Here is a 16468-nt window from a genome sequence, read left to right on the forward strand (position 1 = left end):
CGCCCGATGCAACGACGCCACCTTCTCCTGATCGCCCTGCTGCTTGTGCTGATACTGCCCATCGCGGTCGGCTATCTGTGGCGTGACCAGCAGCCTGCGGCGCCCAGCCTGCCGGCGCACAGCTACAGCAAGGCGCTGCGCCAAGCCCATGACGGCCTGCCGGGCGCCGCCAGGGTGCTCTACCAGCAATTGCAACGCGACGACCTGCCACCGATCCGACGCGCCGCGCTGTATGCCGAACTGCCCAACTATCCGTCGCCACTAGCACTGAAGCTGGCCCAGCAGGACTTGGAACACGCCGACCCGCTGGTTCGGCGTGCCGCCATCGCCAGCATCCACCGCCTGCTGCCTGCCGCCCAGCGCAGCCTGGTGCTGGGCCCGCTCCTGGAAGATGACGAGCAAAGCGTACGCTTCGCCGCGGTCGATGCCCTGCTCGGCCTCGACCCCGACGCCATCGGTCTGTACTTCGGGCCCTTGCAGGACGCCCTGGAGCAGTACGAGCAGACCCTGGAACAACAGCCCGACGACGCCGCGGCGCAGGTTCACCTGGCCCGGCTGTACATGCACGAGCAAGCCTACGACGCCGCCACCAGGGCCCTGCAGCGCAGCCTGGCGGTGGCTCCCGAAGGCCTGGAAGCACTGGCCACCCAGGTACGCCTGCTGGAACAGCAAGGCCGTCACGACGCCTCCCGCGAAGTGCTGGCCAAGGCCCTGGCGCTGCGCCCGGACTCGGCGTTCCTGCAATATGAACTGGGGCTGTGGCTGACCCGCCACGAGCAACAGGAATACGCCCTGCTCGCCCTGGCACGCGCGGTCGAACTGGAGCCGGAAAACAGCGACTATCGCTACACCCTGGCCGTCACCCTGCACCAGCTAGAGCAGGTGGACGCCGCGCAGAAGCAGCTGGAGACCGTGCTCAGTCGCCAGCCGGCCAACCGCCGGGCTCGGGTGTTGCTGATCGAGTACTGGAAGGAAACCGGCCAATTGCAGAATGTCCAGGTCCTGCTGGCCGAGCTGGAGCGGCAGAACCCGGACGACCCGTTCCTGCAGCAAGGGCTCTGACGACAGCCTCAGGCCTGCAACATACGCTGAACCTGCGTGACCAGCGTCTGCAACGAGAACGGCTTGAACATCAACGCCGTGCCCGGTTCGTCGAGCAATGCCTGCTCGACCGGGTCGCTGGTGAAGCCGGTGATGAACAGGATCTTCTGCTCCGGCTTGATCATGCGCAGTGCCTTGGCCACCTGGCGCCCACTGAAGCCTCCTGGCAAACCGATATCGGTGATCACCAGGTCGAACGGAGCGCCCCGCCTGAACTCGGCCAGCGCGCCATTGGCATCGGCCACGTCGCACACCTCGAAGCCGCACTCAACCAAGGCCTCCTTCATCAGGCCACGCAGGTTGAGTTCGTCATCGACCAACAGCAACCGCATGCCCTGTGCCTGATACGGCCCTGCGTCCAAGGGGGCGGTTTCAGGTTCCAGTCCCGAATGGCGAGGAAACATCAGCACCACTCGAGTCCCCTCTTCCAAGGTCGATTCGATCCACACCTGCCCCCCCGACTGGTGTACGAACCCGTGCACCATGGGCAACCCAAGACCGGCTCCCTGTCCCAGTGCCTTGGTGGTGAAGAACGGCTCGAAGGCTCTGGCCACATCATTGCGCGACATGCCGTGGCCATCGTCCTCGATCTGCAACATGACGTAGTCACCTGCCGGCAAGCTGGCCGACTCCCCGCTATTCAACGCCAACCGCTCGTTGGAGGTCCTGATCGTCACGGTACCCTTGCCCAGGCAGGCATCGCGAGCATTGCTGCACAGGTGCAGGAGGGCGTTGCGTAACTGATCAGGATCGACCTGCAACAACCAGGGCGCGACGTCCAACTGCCAATCCAGGTGCATCTTGGCGCCGAGGGTCTGACGCAACATCGGTTCCGCCTCCTGCAGCAGGCGGTTGATGTTCAGGGGATTGGGCGACAACGGCTGGCTGCGGGCAAAGGCCAGCAGGTTCTGGGTCAGGCCGATGGCGCGCTGGGCACATTCCCGAGCCAATTGCACGTACTCCTCGACACGCTCCATCCGCCCCTGTGCCAGTCGCCGTTCGAGCAGCTCCAGGCTGCTACCGACACCGGACAGCACGTTGTTCATTTCGTGCGCCAGTCCACCCGCCACCTTTACCACGCTTTCCATGCGCTGGCCGTCGCGCACCGCGGCATCGGCCAGCCGCTGGACCGCATGGCGGTCGTCGGTGATGTCTCGCCCCACCAGCGCAGGCAGCGCTTCATTGGCGACACCCGTCCAGCGGAACCAACAATAATGGCCTTCGGTGTGGCGAAGCCGTGCGTCGAACGGCGTCATGCCCTGCCCCTGCAAAAGTGCCGTCAACGCCAGTTGCGCTTCGGTACGATCGGCGGGGTGAAACAGTTCGGGCAGCGGCAGGTTCACGTGCGATGCTTCACACCAGCCCAGCAGGTGCTGCCAAGCCGGATTGGCCGAGCGCACGCGCAGGTCGGCGTCGAGCATCAGCATCACATCGGGTGACAGCTGCCAGATATGTTCAGGATCGCTCAGGTACTGATCCAGGCGCGCCTCGAAGGAAAGGGCCAGTTCGCGCCATTCACGACCGGTCTCCACACTGGCGGTGGTTTCGATCAGGGCGTGAAGGAAACCGGCGACCTCGCCCTGGTCGTCACGGATCGGCGAATAACAGCCCGTCACCCAGGCCGTCACCATGAGGCCTGCTCGATGGACCGGCAGTGGCGCATCCTCGATCAGGCTGCCCTGCCCCTCGAGCACCTTGAACACTGCCGCGCCCATGTCCTGCCAGTTATGCGCCCAGAGCGCGTCGAAGGCGCAACCCTGGTGGCCAGTGCTACCGCCCAGCAGGGTCTGGTAGGGCTCATTGTGTATGACCGTCAGGGCCGGCCCCCAGACCAGCGCACAGGGAAACGGCGACATCAGCACCATATCGACGGCAACGCGCAGGGCCGGCGGCCAGGATGTCAGCGCTCCCAGCGGTGTCGAGCTCCAATCGAAGCTGCCAACGACATCACCCATCGAAGCCAGAGCTCGCGTCGGTGGTGCCAGGTGAATGATCTGGACATCCCCACCGGCGACATGTGGGTCAGCGGCCAATATCTTCGTCCCACAGTTCGGGATTTGCCTCGATGAACCGGCGCATCAACCCCTTGCAGGCCTCATCGTCGTGGACCTCCAGGCGCACGCCCCGGCTGCCGAGCAACTGCTCCTCACCCATGAACGTAGTGTTCTCACCGATGACCACATGCTTGATGCCATACAGCAGGATAGCGCCGCTGCACATGGCGCAAGGCGACAAGGTGGTGTACAGCGTAGACTCCTGGTAGACCCGGGCCGGCTGCCTGCCGGCATTTTCCAGGGCGTCCATCTCGCCATGCAGGATGGCGCTGCCATTCTGCACACGGCGATTGTGTCCGCGGCCAATGATCCTGCCGTCGTGCACCAGCACCGAGCCGATCGGGATGCCACCCTCCTCGAACCCCTTTCGGGCCTCTTCGATGGCAGCCTGCAGGAAAGCGGAAGTGTCCTGTTCCATGGTTTTTCCCCGGTAATACGTCGGCTTTGCTGGAGACTAGCACAACGCCAACCACCGTGGCGCATTGCGTGGCGAGGGCTATGCTGATAGGGCTTTCGATCTTGCTGGCCAACCGTTTTCCCATGGATTCGACGGGCATGCGCACATGAACAAGAAGCTCCTGGTCGTGCTGACCAATACTGCCAAGTACCCCTCCATCCCGCGCGCCACCGGGCTGTGGCTGGGCGAGGCCGTGCACTTCGTCGACAAGGTGCAGCAGGCGGGCTTTGTCGTCGACTACGTCAGCCCGGCGGGCGGCTACGTGCCCATCGACCCGCACAGCCTGCGCATGGCGCCGGAGCTGGACTGGCAGTGGTACGACGACAAGACTTTCATGAACCGTTTGGGCGTCACACTGAGCCCCGGCCAGGTGAAAGCCGAACAGTACAGCGCGATTTACTACACCGGTGGGCACGGCGTGATGTGGGACTTCCCCGACAACCAGCCGCTGCAAGAACTCGCACGGCGCATCCATGAGCGCGGCGGTGCGGTCGCTGCGGTCTGCCATGGCGTGGTCGGTCTGCTCAATATCAAGCTCAGCGACAACAGTCTGCTGCTCAAAGGGCGCAGGGTGACCGGTTTCTCCAACACCGAGGAGAAACTGGCGGAACTGGACGAGGTGGTGCCGTTCCTGACCGAAAACGAGCTGGGCGCCCGTGGCGGTGAGTACAGCAAGGCGGACGATCCCTGGGCCCCCTTCGTGGTGGAGGATGGCAGCCTGATCACCGGGCAGAATCCTGCATCCACCGCCGACGTGGCCGAGGCGCTCATTCGCTACTTGCGCAACCGCTAGCCGCCACAAAAGCATCGCGGGGGATGCCCGCTCCCACGCCATGACGGTGTGGGAGCGGGCATCCCCCGCGGCGGGTCTTGCAGCCGAAGCGCGTTAATCGACGCTCAGCACGCCGCGACGCACCTGGTCACGCTCGATCGACTCGAACAACGCCTTGAAGTTGCCCTCACCGAAGCCGTCGTCACCCTTGCGCTGGATGAACTCGAAGAACACCGGTCCCAGCAGGGTTTCCGAGAAGATCTGCAGCAGCAGACGCTTGTCGCCTGGCTCGGAGGCGCCATCGAGCAGGATGCCGCGGGCCTGCAACTGGTCGACCGGCTCGCCGTGCCCTGGCAGACGCTCCTCGAGCATCTCGTAGTAGGTCTGCGGCGGTGGGGTCATGAAGCGCATGCCCAGGCCCTTGAGCGCATCCCAGGTCTTGAGCAGGTCGTCGGTGAGGAAAGCCACGTGCTGGATGCCTTCGCCGTTGAACTGCATCAGGAACTCTTCGATCTGACCTGCGCCCTTGGACGACTCTTCGTTGAGCGGAATGCGGATCATGCCGTCCGGCGCGGTCATCGCCTTGGAGGTCAGGCCGGTGTACTCACCCTTGATGTCGAAGTAGCGGATCTCGCGGAAGTTGAACAGCTTTTCATAGAAGTTGGCCCAGTAGGCCATGCGCCCGCGATAGACGTTGTGGGTCAGGTGGTCGATGATCTTCAGGCCCGCGCCGACCGGGTTGCGGTCCACGCCTTCGATGAACTTGAAGTCGATGTCGTAGATCGAGCTGCCTTCCTCGTAGCGGTCGATCAGGTACAGCGGCGCGCCACCGATCCCCTTGATCGCCGGCAGACGCAGTTCCATTGGGCCGGTTTCGATTTCCACCGGCTGGGCGCCCAGCTCCAGGGCACGGGCGTAGGCTTCATGGGCGTTACGCACGCGGAAGGCCATGCCGCATACCGATGGGCCATGCTCGGCGGCGAAATACGAGGCGATGCTCTTGGGCTCGTTGTTCAGGATCAGGTTGATGCCGCCCTGACGATACAGGTGCACATCCTTGGAGCGGTGGCTGGCCACCTTGGTGAAACCGAGAATCTGGAAAACCGGCTCCAGCACGCCGGGGGTCGGCGAAGCGAGCTCGATGAATTCGAAGCCTTCCAGGCCCATCGGGTTGTCGAAGATATCTGCCATGTGGGTGTCCTCATCTATAAGCGAAAAACGGTTGATTACAGGCTTTGGATGTGGAAATGGCGTGGTGGTGAGCAAGGGATCCCGCGCACGCTGCGGGCCAGGAAGTCACCAATGATCAGCTTGAACCCATGGTATGTCATATGGACCCATTCTCGGCGGGCTTGATTCCCCGGGAGGCGGAGAACCTTATTGTTGTATTCGTAAATCGATTCTACAGGGCGTAAATTTGTTTGTCGCGCTTTAGTTCGCGGATTGTTCCGACAAACGGCTATTCTCAACAGCATCTTGTCGCCTCGCAGAAGGTTCACCCGCACATGCCCCTGACCGCCAAACGCCCCGCCCGCTGGAGCTGGCGCGCCCTGCTGCCCTGGGGCATCGGCGTGCTGCCGCTGCTGTGCGGGCTGGTGGTGATGCGCTGGCAGACGGAACAGGAACTGCAAGCCAGCAGCCTGGCCACGGCCCGCGAAGTGGGCATCCATGTCGAGGAGATCCTCGACAGCCTGTCCACCGCCGCCCATGAGCTTCTGCCCAAGGCGGGCCTGCCCTGTGACCAGGTGCAACTGGCACTGCGCATCGAGGTGACGCGCAACGCCTTCGTGCGTTCGACCAACCTGTTCGATCATGATCGGCTGTACTGCACCTCGCTGTACGGCGACTTCGACGAGCCGGTGAATGCCAAGGACTATACCAATGGCCAGCTATGGCTGATGAACGGCAACTCGGTCACCCCGGGACATGCCCTGCTGGTCTATCGGATCAGCCAGGAAGGCCGTGGCGACCGGGGCGCGATCACCACGGTGGATGGCCGCCATCTGCTCACCGCGCTCCACCTGATCGGCGCCGACAACCTGGTGAAGGTGCATGTCGGCAATCACTGGATGGGCAGCGATGGCCAGGTTCATGACGGCAAGCCACCGCGCGCTGCCTCCGCCGCCACGCAGTATGCGTCCACCCGTTATCCGTTCGATGTGCACGCCGGCTACGAAGAAGGCAAGCAGGCCGCGTTGATGCGCTCGCGCTACCCCGCCCTGCTGAGCCTGTTGCTGGTGCTGGGCGTGGCCGCCGGAGCGGCCTGCCGCTGGCAGATCCGCCGCGCCAGCTCATCCCGTGGCGAGTTGGACCGTGCCCTGGACGCCGACGAGTTCGTGCCGTATTTCCAGCCGGTGGTGCGCAAGGGTGACTACCGCTGGGCCGGTGTAGAGGTACTGATGCGCTGGCAGCACCCCCGTGAAGGACTGGTGCGGCCGGACCTGTTCATTCCCTACGCTGAGCATAGCGGCCAGATCGTCGCCATGACCCGCTCTTTGATGCTGCACACGGCCCAGGCCCTGGCCCCGCATGCGGCCCTGCTTGAGGATGGATTTCACATTGGCATCAATATTACCGCCGACCATTGTCGCGACCTGGGCCTGCTCGACGACTGCCAGACTTTCCTCCAGCACTTCCCCCCCGGGCGCGTAGTGCTGACTCTGGAGTTGACCGAACGCAAGCTGATCGAGCCGACCCCAGTGACCCTGGAACTGTTCGAGCGGCTGCACGCCATGGGGGTGATGATCGCCCTGGACGACTTCGGCACAGGCCAGTCCAGCCTCAACTACCTGCGCCAGTTCCAGGTCGACTACCTGAAGATCGACCAGAGCTTCGTCGCCATGATCGGCGGCGACGCCCTGTCCCAGCACATCCTCGACACCATCATCGAGCTCTCGGCCAAGCTGGGCCTGGGGATCGTCGCCGAAGGCGTGGAGACCGAGGTGCAGCGCGACTACCTGGCACGCCACGGGGTGGATTTCCAGCAGGGCTACCTGTTCGCCCGACCGATGCCCGCCGGCGAACTGCTGCTGGCCCTGGCCGCCCGGCCGGGCAGCCCGCAGTTGCCGCCGGGCAACGCCCCTGAGATCATGCGCGGCTGATCCACCCGCTCACTTCCCGTTTTCCGAGGCATTCGTGTCAAAAGGCATTCTTTCGTCGGTCATGGCGTCCTGTCTGTTCGCCGTGATGTACTTCTATACCTCCTTCCTCAAGCCCCTGGACGGCGAGGAGATCTTTGGCTGGCGGACCCTCCTGACCCTGCCCTGCCTGACGCTGTTCATGCTGGTCTCGAAGGACTGGAATCGGGTCGGTGAGTTGCTCGGTCGGGTGCGGCGCACACCGCTGCTGCTGCTCGGCATGGTCGGCACCTCGTGGCTGATGGGCGTGCAATTGTGGCTGTTCCTCTGGGCGCCCCTGCACGGGCGCAGCCTGGAAGTGTCGATGGGGTATTTCCTGCTGCCGCTGGCCATGGTGCTGACCGGACGGCTGGTGTATGGCGAACGCCTGTCGCGCCTGCAGAAGGTCGCGGTGGGCTTTGCCACGCTGGGGGTTGGCCACGAGCTCTACCAGCACGGCAGCTTCGCCTGGGAAACCCTGCTGGTGATGATCGGCTACCCGATCTACTTCGTCCTCAGACGGCGCTGCCGCACCGACCACCTGGGCGGGCTGTGGTGCGACATGTGCCTGCTGCTGCCCTGGGCCCTGTACTTCGTGATCCAGGGCCCGCTGTCGGCGGCGGACCTGGCCGAGCACCCGGGCCTGTACGGGCTTATCCCGCTGCTCGGGGCGATCAGCGCCTGCGCCCTGATCGCCTACGTGCTGGCCAGCCGCCTGTTGCCGTTCAGCCTGTTCGGCCTGCTCAGCTACGTCGAGCCGGTGCTGCTGGTGGGCGTGGCCCTGCTGCTGGGCGAGACCATCGGCCCCGACCAGTGGCTGACCTACCTGCCGATCTGGGCCGCCGTGCTGGTGCTGGTGCTCGAAGGCATCAAGCACCTGCTGCGTCAGCGTCGGCGTTCGGTGTAAGACGTACCTGGCGCACCCGACGCTCCTCCACCGCCACCACGGTCATGGTCCAGCCGTTCCAGGCCAGCTGATCGCCCACCACCGGCAGGCGGTCCAGCAGGCTCATCACCAGGCCCGCCAGGTTCTGGTAGTCCTCGGTGGCGCGGGCGGCGAAGCCGGTGCGCGCCTGAACCTGGGCCAGGTTAAGAGCGCCACTGACCACGAAGCCGCCTGCCTCCTCCACCACGCCTGGCCCTTCAACTTCGCTCGCATCCGGCAGTTCACCGGCAATCGACTCGAGGATGTCGGTCATGGTCAGCACCCCGGTGAAGTCACCGAATTCGTTGACCACGAAGGCGATGTGGGTGGACTGGGCGCGCATCTGCTCCAGGGCGTTGAGAATGCTGAAGCTCTCCAGCAGGTTCAACGGTGCCCGCGCCAGGTGCTCCAGCACCGGCTGGTTGCCGGCCAGCAGTTCCTTGAGCAGCTCCTTCTTGTGCACGTAGCCCAGCGGTTCCTCGATGCGCCCGTCGCGAATCAGCGGCAGGCGCGAGTAGGACGAGTTGACCAGCATCTGGGTGATCGCCTCGGCCGGCTGCGACAGGTCGATGGCATCGACCTTGGCCCGCACCGTCATCACCGTGCGGATCGGCCGCTCGGCCAGGTTGAGCACACCGCTGATCATCACCCGCTCACGGCGATCGAACACCACCTGCTCGTCGCCACCGGCCACCAGGTCGGCGATCTCCTCGCCCACCTCGTCGGCTTCTACCCGGCGTCCGCCCATCAGGCGCAGCACCGCGTGGGCCGTGCGCTCACGCAATGGCCGGTGCTGATGCAGGCTGCGCTTGCGGCGAGCACGGGCCAGCTGGTTGAACAGCTCGATCAGCAGCGAGAAGCCGATGGCCGCGTACAGGTAGCCTTTCGGGATATGGAAGCCCAGGCCCTCGGCAGTCAGGCTGAAGCCGATCATCATCAGGAAGCCCAGGCACAGCATGATCACTGTCGGGTGTTCGTTGACGAAGCGGGTCAGCGGCTTGCTGGCGACGATCATGATACCGATGGAGAAGATCACCGCGATCATCATCACCGACAACTGCTCGACCATGCCCACGGCGGTGATCACCGCGTCCAGCGAGAACACCGCGTCGAGCACCACGATCTGCGCGACGATCGGCCAGAACGCCGCGTGACGGGTAACGCCGCCGCTCTGGGCGACATGGCCCTCCAGACGCTCGTGCAGCTCCATGGTGGCCTTGAACAACAGGAACACACCACCGAACAGCATGATCAGGTCACGGCCGGAGAAGGTCTTGCCGAACACGTCGATCAGCGGCGCGGTGAGGGTCACCATCCACGAGATGCTGGCCAACAGGCCCAGGCGCATGATCAGCGCCAACGACAGGCCGATCACCCGGGCGCGATCGCGCTGATGGGGTGGCAGTTTGTCGGCGAGGATGGCGATGAACACCAGGTTGTCGATACCCAGCACCAGTTCGAGGACGATAAGCGTCAACAGGCCCAGCCAGGCCGTGGGGTCGGCTAGCCATTCCATTAGTGGGTACTCACGAGGGCGGCGTCACAAGGACGGGGGAAGGAAGGCCGGGATGGCCAGGGACTGGGGGGCTCCGCGAAGGTGCTCATATAGACCTTGATAGAAAATAGGGAAGTCGATCCTACAATCGAAGCAGATTTCTCTGATAGCGCAAAACTATTACAAAAGCTGTAACGGTGTGGCGGGGCATTTTTGTTCAATACACCCGTCACAGGCTCGGCCAGAATGGCCACACCTTCCCCGTTCAAGGAAACCTTCAATGAGCCTGACCTTGTCCATGGCGGCCTTCGCCCTGGCCGCCTCCATCTCCCCCGGCCCGGTCAATATCGTCGCCCTCGGCAGTGGCGCGCGCCACGGCCTGCGGGCCAGCATCGGGCATGTGGCCGGCGCCACACTGGGTTTCTGCCTGCTGCTGGTGCTGGTGGGGCTGGGCGTGCATGAGCTGTTGCTGCGCTGGCCGTTGCTGGGGCGGCTGCTGCACTGGGGTGGCGTACTGTTTCTGCTGTACATGGCCTGGAAACTGGCCAGCGACGATGGTGCACTGGGCACCGCCGATACCCGGCAGGCGCCCAGCGCCTGGCACGGCGCGGCCATGCAGTGGCTGAGCCCCAAGGCCTGGCTGGCGGCAGTCGCCGGTATCGGCGCCTATACCGGCGGCGAGCAGCAGTTGCTGTGGCTGTTCACCTGGATCTACGGGCCGATCTGCTTCGCCTCGGTGGCCTGCTGGGCCTGGGCCGGCAGCATGATCCGCCAGTATCTGGGCGAGCCGTGGCGGATGCGCCTGCTCAATCGGGTACTGGCGGGGTTGCTGGTGGCGAGTGCGTTGTACCTGATGGTGTGATCCTGGCTTTCAGCCATTGCGATAGTGCCCCGGCGTGGTCGCCAGGTGACGCTTGAAGGCCCGCTGCAGGTGCGCCTGGTCGGCGAACCCCGCCTCCAGCGCCACCTCGGCGATCGGCCTGCCCGCCCGCAGTAACGTCCGGGCATGCTGCACCCGCTGGTCGAGCAGGTAGCCATGGGGCGTCAGGCCGAAGCGCTTGCCGAACGCGCGGATCAAATAGGCCCGCGACAGCCCCGCCGCGGCGCAGATGTCTTCCACTGTCAGCGGGTCGAGGCGATGGGCACGGATGAACGCGGCGGCCAGCTCAAGGCGTGGATGGCCTGCGGGCTGGCCGCCCGCGTCGGCCTCCAGCAGCTGCGGCAAGCCCTTGAAGAACGCCTCCAGCTGCGCCTCCCGGCGCTCGTTGCCGGGCTCGAACAGCCCGGCGAACAGCGCCAGCAACTGCCCATACAGCGCCGCCGATGTGCTCAAGGTCGCCGAGGGCAGCGCAAAACCTCGCGCCAACAGCCAGGGCATGTCGACGAACAGCATCAGGTACGACCAGGGTTCGCCCTGGACCGGGTTGCAGGTGTGCACCACCCCTGGGTTCATCAGCACCGTGGTCCCCGCCGCCACCTCGTGTCGGGCGTTGCCGGTCAGGTAGGTGCTGCGCCCGCCGGTGATCACGCCGATGGAGAAACTTTCGTGGGAATGGGCGGCGTAGCACACCTGGCGGCCGTCCCCCACGCGTCGGGCCTCTAGGAAGGGCAGTGCCGGATCACGCCAGAACCGCGAGACCTCGATCATCGCCCCGCCCTCACCCCTCGCCGCCCTGCACCACGACCAGCAACTGCGCCTGGTGCTCGCCGACCGAGCGCAGGCGGTGCGGGGTCTGGGCATTGAAATGCAGGGCGTCGCCCGCCTGCAGCAGCACCCGCTCGCTCATGAAGTCCACCTCCACCTGCCCCTCGTGGACGAACAAAAACTCCTCGCCTTCGTGTTCCTTGAAGGTCGGGTCGCTGAACGCGGTCGGCGGCTGGATCAGGAACGGCAGCAGGCTGCGCTGGCCGACCTGCGAAGTCAGCACCGCATACCCCGGCCCCTCGCCGCCACCCACCAGCGCCTGGCGTTCGTCGCGGCGTACCAGGCTGTAGCGCGCCTGGCCGTCGTGCTCGCCGTCGAACAGCTCCTCGACATTGACGTTCAACGCCCGCGCCAGCTTCAGCGCGGCGGCGATCGACGGCGTGTTGAGGCCGCGCTCGACCTTGGACAGGTAGCTCTTGGTCATGCCGGACTTGTCGGCCAGCTGCTCAAGGGTAATGCCCAGTTTCTTTCTCAGCAGTTTCAGTCGGATAGACATGTGACGCGGGTTTCCCGAACAAACGCACTTGCTTATGACACTTTGTGTCATATAGGATTATTTGTGTCATCTGATGGCTCACCCCCTCACCGTCCAAAGCTCGGGGGCGAGCCAGCCCTGACATCCGTCATCACGCCACAGAGGAAAGCTCCCCATGGCCAACACCCTTACCCTCAGCAAAGACCAGCTGGTGCAAAAGGCACTGACACAGATGCAAGGCTCGCTTGCCGATAATACGTGGACTGTGCGCGAAAAGCTGGCCCTGACCTGCCGAATTCTCTTCGACAACGGCCACGACTCGGGCCTGGCCGGGCAGATCAGCGCCCGTGGCCCGCAACCGGGTACCTTCTACACCCAGCAACTGGGCCTGGGCTTCGACGAAATCACCGCCACCAACCTGCTGCTGGTCAACGAAGACCTCGAAGTGCTCGAAGGCCAGGGCATGCCCAACCCGGCCAACCGCTTCCACAGCTGGGTGTACCGCGCCCGCCCCGACGTCAACTGCATCATCCACACCCACCCGACCCATGTCGCCGCGCTGTCGATGCTCGAAGTGCCACTGCAGGTCTCGCACATGGACCTGTGCCCGCTGTACGAGGACTGCGCGTTTCTCGAAGCCTGGCCGGGCGTGCCGGTGGGCAACGAGGAAGGCGAGATCATCAGCGCCGCCCTGGGCGACAAGCGCGCCATCCTGCTCTCGCACCATGGCCAGCTGTCCACCGGTACCAGTATCGAGCAGGCCTGCGTCTACGCCCAGCTGATCGAGCGCGCCGCGCGCCTGCAGCTGCTGGCGATGGCCGCCGGCACCATCAAGCCGATCACCCCGGAGCTTGGCCGCGACGCCCATGACTGGATCGACCGGCCCAAGCGCCACGGCGCCGCCTTCAACTATTACGCCCGGCAGGCTCTGCGCAGCCACGCCGATTGCCTGAACTGATCCCTCTACGCCTTGCTTGCGGAGCCTTGCACAATGACCAATCAATTCCACGGCATCATCGGCTACACCATCACCCCGTTCAGCGCCGACGGCGAACAGCTCGACCTGCCCGCGCTGGGCCAGTCCATCGACCGCCTGATCGCAGGCGGTTCCCACGCCATCGCCCCGTTGGGCAGCACCGGCGAAGGCGCCTACCTGAGCGACAGCGAATGGCAGCAGGTTGCCCAGTACAGCCTGGAGCGCATCGCCAAGCGCGTGCCGAGCATCGTCAGCGTCTCCGACCTGACCACCGCCGGCGCCGTGCGCCGCGCCCGCTTCGCCCAGCAGCACGGCGCCGACGCGGTGATGGTGCTGCCGGCGGCCTACTGGAAGCTCAGCGAAGCCGAGATCGTCCAGCACTACCGCACCATTGGCGCGGCCATCGACATCCCGATCATGCTCTACAACAACCCCGCCACCAGCGGTACCGACATGCCGGTGGAGCTGATCCTGCGTATCGTGCGCGAGGTGGACAACGTGACCATGGTCAAGGAGAGCACCGGCGACATCCAGCGCATGCACAAGCTGCAGTTGCTCGGTGAAGGCCAGGTACCGTTCTACAACGGCTGCAACCCGCTGGCGCTGGAGGCTTTCGTGGCCGGTGCCACAGGCTGGTGCACGGCGGCGGCCAATCTGATTCCCGAGCTGAACCTGCGGCTGTACCAGGCGGTGCAAGCCGGTGAGCTGGAGCAGGCCAAGGCGCTGTTCTACCGCCAGTTGCCGTTGCTCGACTTCATTCTCAAGGGCGGCTTGCCGGCGACCATCAAGGCGGGCCTGGAGATGACCGGGCTACCGGTAGGCGAGCCACGGCGGCCGGTGTTCGGGCTGGATGCCCAGGGCCGCGACCAGCTCAAGGCGCTACTCGACGCCTTGCGTCAGGGCTGATGTAACCAACGCACCTGTGGGAGTTCGCTTCCACAGGTCATTGCACACACTTGAGCAGCCAACCCCAAACCCGGAGAATGCCCCCAACCCAAACGACCAGAAGCCATGGAAAAGGACCTTTCCAGTGAACCAGAAACAACGCGACGCCCTCAGCAAGTTCCTCAGCTACGTGCTGCGCCACGCCCCCGAATCCATCGAGCTGTCCCTCGACCGCGACGGCTGGGCCGATGTTGACGCGCTGATCCACGGCGCCGGCCGGCAAGGTCATGCCTTCGACCTGCACGCCTTGCGTGAAGTGGTCGAGACCAATGACAAGCGCCGTTTCACCCTCTCCGACGATGGCCGTCGCATCCGCGCCGCCCAGGGCCATAGCAGCGCCCAGGTGGAAGTGCGCCACGTCGCCAAGGCGCCACCCGCCCTGCTCTATCACGGCACCGCCAGTCGCTTCCTGGCCTCTATCGAGGCCCAGGGCCTGATCCCGGGCAGCCGCCACCATGTACACCTCAGCGAGGATTCGCAGACTGCGCTGGCGGTGGGCAAGCGCTATGGTCAGCCGGTGCTGCTCACGGTCGATACCCAGGCCATGTGCGCAGCGGGAGCAGTGTTCTATCAAGCGGATAACGGTGTCTGGCTGGTAGACCAGGTGCCGCCGGTTTATCTGTCATGCCAGGCAGAAGAATAAGCCTGCAGGAACGGCCTTGTGCCGCCCGATCAGTTTAAAGCGGGCCAAGCATGTCGTTGGTAAAGTACCGCGTATCCTTATCAAGCGCAGGCTCCATCCCGCCATAAAATACAGGTATCGAAAAACGACCTGCCAAGCCCGACGCATATGTATGCAGCGCCTGCATGATATCGTGCAGGTCGTCAGCAGGCGTGCTGTTGAAGGAGAGTTCAATATCGAGGCGATCTTCCCACTTGATGACGCGTAGCAGCACCAACGGCAGGCTCACCTTATTGGATACATTGAACTCCCAGAGGCGCAGGCTCAAACATACCGACTCACTACTAACTCGCAATCGCTGCGTCAATGTCTCCAGGCTCGCCCCACGTTGAACCTCGGAGTCTCCCGACAGCGAAAGATCAGAAAGCGTCTGCGCCGTAGCCACGATCACCTTGAGAGCGGCCTGCAACGCCGCGTCCGGTACGCTTTCCAGCATGACTTCGTACATGACAGTCCCTTTTTAAGCCTATGAAGAACATTAGCAAACAATGTACTTTTCAAGAGACTCGAAAGCGCGCCGAATGCAATGATCCACCTGTTTCGCACTCAGGTAATAATCGGAATCGTCGCGCAATAAATCCTCATTCTCTGTAAAAGCGTCAAGATTGCCGAACAATTCGTCCAGCACAAGATAAACATCCTCGGGCAACACTCGCGACTCATTTTTGAACTGACAAAAAAACATCTCAACAAATTTGTTCAAGGTATATTTACCACATAAATAGCTTTCAATTAGAGCAACATAAGACAGCACCACCTCACTCATAATTACTCCCTTTGCCAAGGTCCTCAAGTGCATTTTGAGCTGGCCTGGGCTAAGCTCCCTAGATTAAATATCACCAGGCAAACACTTGCCCTGCAATCAATTCATTCTTCATCCCAAAAAACTCCCGGCGTTACATAAGCGCCATCCTTTAGGACCTCACACCAACCAAAATACCGATGAAACATTTTCAGGTCGACTATCAGATAACGATCCCCCTCAAGCGGCGCCAGACTGACTTCTGAGAATGCATAGTGAGAGCACTCTCCACCTGTCCCTGGGATAACCCGTTGTTCAAGTGCCGCCCTGTCCCACTCCATTACCGTTCCGCTGACGACGGGCAAAGGGTCGAAAAACTCGATCACAAAGGTCTCCGAAACTTTACAAAGGCAGGGGAGATATCGTAGCTCCAGCAGTCTTTTACTTATAAGGTCCTGCTCAAAACGAATCGTCAAAATCATGTTTTCAATGCACTCCATTGCACAGCAATTTCGCCAGAAAAATTCTTCTCATACACTTTCACTGGGGTGAAATTTTGAACGCCATTCGAATTACGTACGGCTACAAGGCAACTCGTATGGGACATGGAAAACCCTCAGGACTGACCGCAAAGAAAAGCATGTCTGATGTTGTTCAGCCACTCCGCAAGGCTGACACCTTCGGAGCTCGGAGCGTAAAAACACCCAATTTTCCACGTTACAAGGTGTTCGAGATCATCCATGGAAAGCTTGGAAGCCAAGAGAGCCTCTATCTCCTGTGCTCCTGCTAACAGAGTGGCTTGCGGCTCATGCTTCAGCATGTCGGCTAAAGCTTCACTGCTGTCAGTGTACTCTTCCGGCCAATCTTGATGAAGATAGCAACCGAGTAGTTGAGTGAGTGCGGGAAATTCCATAACATTTACCTCCTCGGGATTTCTGTGCTCCATATGGGGACCCCGAAAATGGACATTTTTATTTTCGACGCACTAATTAAATATCATCTTGGCATACGGCAGCAAAAATC

18 protein-coding genes are annotated in these 16468 nt (G+C 63.0%); 8 read left to right on the plus strand and 10 right to left on the minus strand.

Annotation, left to right across the window (positions count from 1 at the left end; genetic code table 11):
- The first annotated feature begins 6 nt into the window (after positions 1–6).
- Positions 7–1062, plus strand: coding sequence for a HEAT repeat domain-containing protein (locus tag ACVWZ5_RS11890; protein ID WP_062574202.1), 1056 nt, complete (start codon positions 7–9; stop codon positions 1060–1062).
- An 8-nt stretch (positions 1063–1070) separates the two neighbouring features.
- Here ACVWZ5_RS11890 and ACVWZ5_RS11895 read toward each other — a convergent pair whose 3' ends face one another.
- Positions 1071–3056, minus strand: a complete 1986-nt coding sequence (locus ACVWZ5_RS11895; RefSeq protein WP_186599802.1) for a hybrid sensor histidine kinase/response regulator — start codon at positions 3054–3056, stop codon at positions 1071–1073.
- A 67-nt stretch (positions 3057–3123) separates the two neighbouring features.
- A complete protein-coding gene (locus ACVWZ5_RS11900) occupies positions 3124–3573 on the minus strand; it encodes a nucleoside deaminase (RefSeq protein ID WP_062574203.1) in 450 nt (149 codons plus the stop codon).
- Between the two features lie 145 nt (positions 3574–3718).
- On the opposite strand from ACVWZ5_RS11900, the gene ACVWZ5_RS11905 reads away from it, so the two are divergent.
- Positions 3719–4405, plus strand: a complete 687-nt coding sequence (locus ACVWZ5_RS11905) for a DJ-1/PfpI family protein (protein ID WP_343580170.1) — start codon at positions 3719–3721, stop codon at positions 4403–4405.
- A gap of 93 nt (positions 4406–4498) precedes the next feature.
- On the opposite strand, the gene hppD is transcribed toward ACVWZ5_RS11905, so the two are convergent.
- Positions 4499–5575, minus strand: a complete 1077-nt coding sequence (gene hppD, locus ACVWZ5_RS11910; RefSeq protein ID WP_062574205.1) for a 4-hydroxyphenylpyruvate dioxygenase — start codon at positions 5573–5575, stop codon at positions 4499–4501.
- Positions 5576–5889: 314 nt separating this feature from the next.
- Between hppD and ACVWZ5_RS11915 the strand changes: the two genes are divergently transcribed.
- Positions 5890–7485 carry an EAL domain-containing protein gene (locus ACVWZ5_RS11915; protein WP_186599803.1) on the plus strand — a complete coding sequence of 532 codons (1596 nt, stop codon included), beginning with the start codon at positions 5890–5892 and terminating at the stop codon, positions 7483–7485.
- Positions 7486–7519: 34 nt separating this feature from the next.
- A complete protein-coding gene (rarD, locus tag ACVWZ5_RS11920) occupies positions 7520–8407 on the plus strand; it encodes an EamA family transporter RarD (RefSeq protein WP_336198079.1) in 888 nt (295 codons plus the stop codon).
- Here the strand turns inward: rarD and ACVWZ5_RS11925 are convergent.
- Positions 8370–9941 (minus strand): TerC family protein, encoded by a 1572-nt coding sequence (locus ACVWZ5_RS11925; RefSeq protein WP_457340628.1) that lies wholly within the window; start codon positions 9939–9941, stop codon positions 8370–8372. The two genes, rarD and ACVWZ5_RS11925, sit on opposite strands and share 38 nt — an antisense overlap.
- Positions 9942–10200: 259 nt before the next feature.
- On the opposite strand from ACVWZ5_RS11925, the gene ACVWZ5_RS11930 reads away from it, so the two are divergent.
- Positions 10201–10782, plus strand: coding sequence for a LysE family translocator (locus ACVWZ5_RS11930; protein WP_062574207.1), 582 nt, complete (start codon positions 10201–10203; stop codon positions 10780–10782).
- 9 nt (positions 10783–10791) lie between these two features.
- On the opposite strand, the gene ACVWZ5_RS11935 is transcribed toward ACVWZ5_RS11930, so the two are convergent.
- Positions 10792–11568, minus strand: a complete 777-nt coding sequence (locus tag ACVWZ5_RS11935) for an AraC family transcriptional regulator (protein WP_336198077.1) — start codon at positions 11566–11568, stop codon at positions 10792–10794.
- A gap of 10 nt (positions 11569–11578) precedes the next feature.
- The gene (locus ACVWZ5_RS11940; protein ID WP_062360267.1) at positions 11579–12121 is read right to left on the minus strand and encodes a helix-turn-helix domain-containing protein; all 543 of its coding nucleotides are present in this window, start codon (positions 12119–12121) and stop codon (positions 11579–11581) included.
- Positions 12122–12275: 154 nt separating this feature from the next.
- Here ACVWZ5_RS11940 and ACVWZ5_RS11945 point away from each other — a divergent pair, with 154 nt between their 5' ends.
- From ACVWZ5_RS11945 to ACVWZ5_RS11955, 3 genes are all read left to right on the plus strand, one after another.
- On the plus strand, positions 12276–13058 hold the full coding sequence (locus tag ACVWZ5_RS11945) for an aldolase (RefSeq protein WP_096050031.1): 783 nt from the start codon (positions 12276–12278) through the stop codon (positions 13056–13058).
- 33 nt (positions 13059–13091) lie between these two features.
- Positions 13092–13982, plus strand: a complete 891-nt coding sequence (locus ACVWZ5_RS11950) for a dihydrodipicolinate synthase family protein (RefSeq protein ID WP_062574210.1) — start codon at positions 13092–13094, stop codon at positions 13980–13982.
- 124 nt (positions 13983–14106) lie between these two features.
- On the plus strand, positions 14107–14664 hold the full coding sequence (locus ACVWZ5_RS11955; RefSeq protein WP_216356130.1) for an RNA 2'-phosphotransferase: 558 nt from the start codon (positions 14107–14109) through the stop codon (positions 14662–14664).
- 34 nt (positions 14665–14698) lie between these two features.
- Here ACVWZ5_RS11955 and ACVWZ5_RS11960 read toward each other — a convergent pair whose 3' ends face one another.
- The 4 genes from ACVWZ5_RS11960 to ACVWZ5_RS11975 all read right to left on the minus strand — a co-directional run bounded on the left by ACVWZ5_RS11960 (position 14699) and on the right by ACVWZ5_RS11975 (position 16358).
- Positions 14699–15151, minus strand: coding sequence for a hypothetical protein (locus ACVWZ5_RS11960; protein WP_062360288.1), 453 nt, complete (start codon positions 15149–15151; stop codon positions 14699–14701).
- Between the two features lie 30 nt (positions 15152–15181).
- Positions 15182–15469, minus strand: coding sequence for a colicin immunity domain-containing protein (locus tag ACVWZ5_RS11965; protein WP_084942142.1), 288 nt, complete (start codon positions 15467–15469; stop codon positions 15182–15184).
- Between the two features lie 101 nt (positions 15470–15570).
- Positions 15571–15927, minus strand: coding sequence for a hypothetical protein (locus ACVWZ5_RS11970; RefSeq protein ID WP_062360293.1), 357 nt, complete (start codon positions 15925–15927; stop codon positions 15571–15573).
- Positions 15928–16061: 134 nt separating this feature from the next.
- On the minus strand, positions 16062–16358 hold the full coding sequence (locus tag ACVWZ5_RS11975; protein ID WP_084942143.1) for a contact-dependent growth inhibition system immunity protein: 297 nt from the start codon (positions 16356–16358) through the stop codon (positions 16062–16064).
- Positions 16359–16468: the final 110 nt, after the last annotated feature.

The organism is Pseudomonas sp. TE6283 (genome assembly GCF_054060555.1).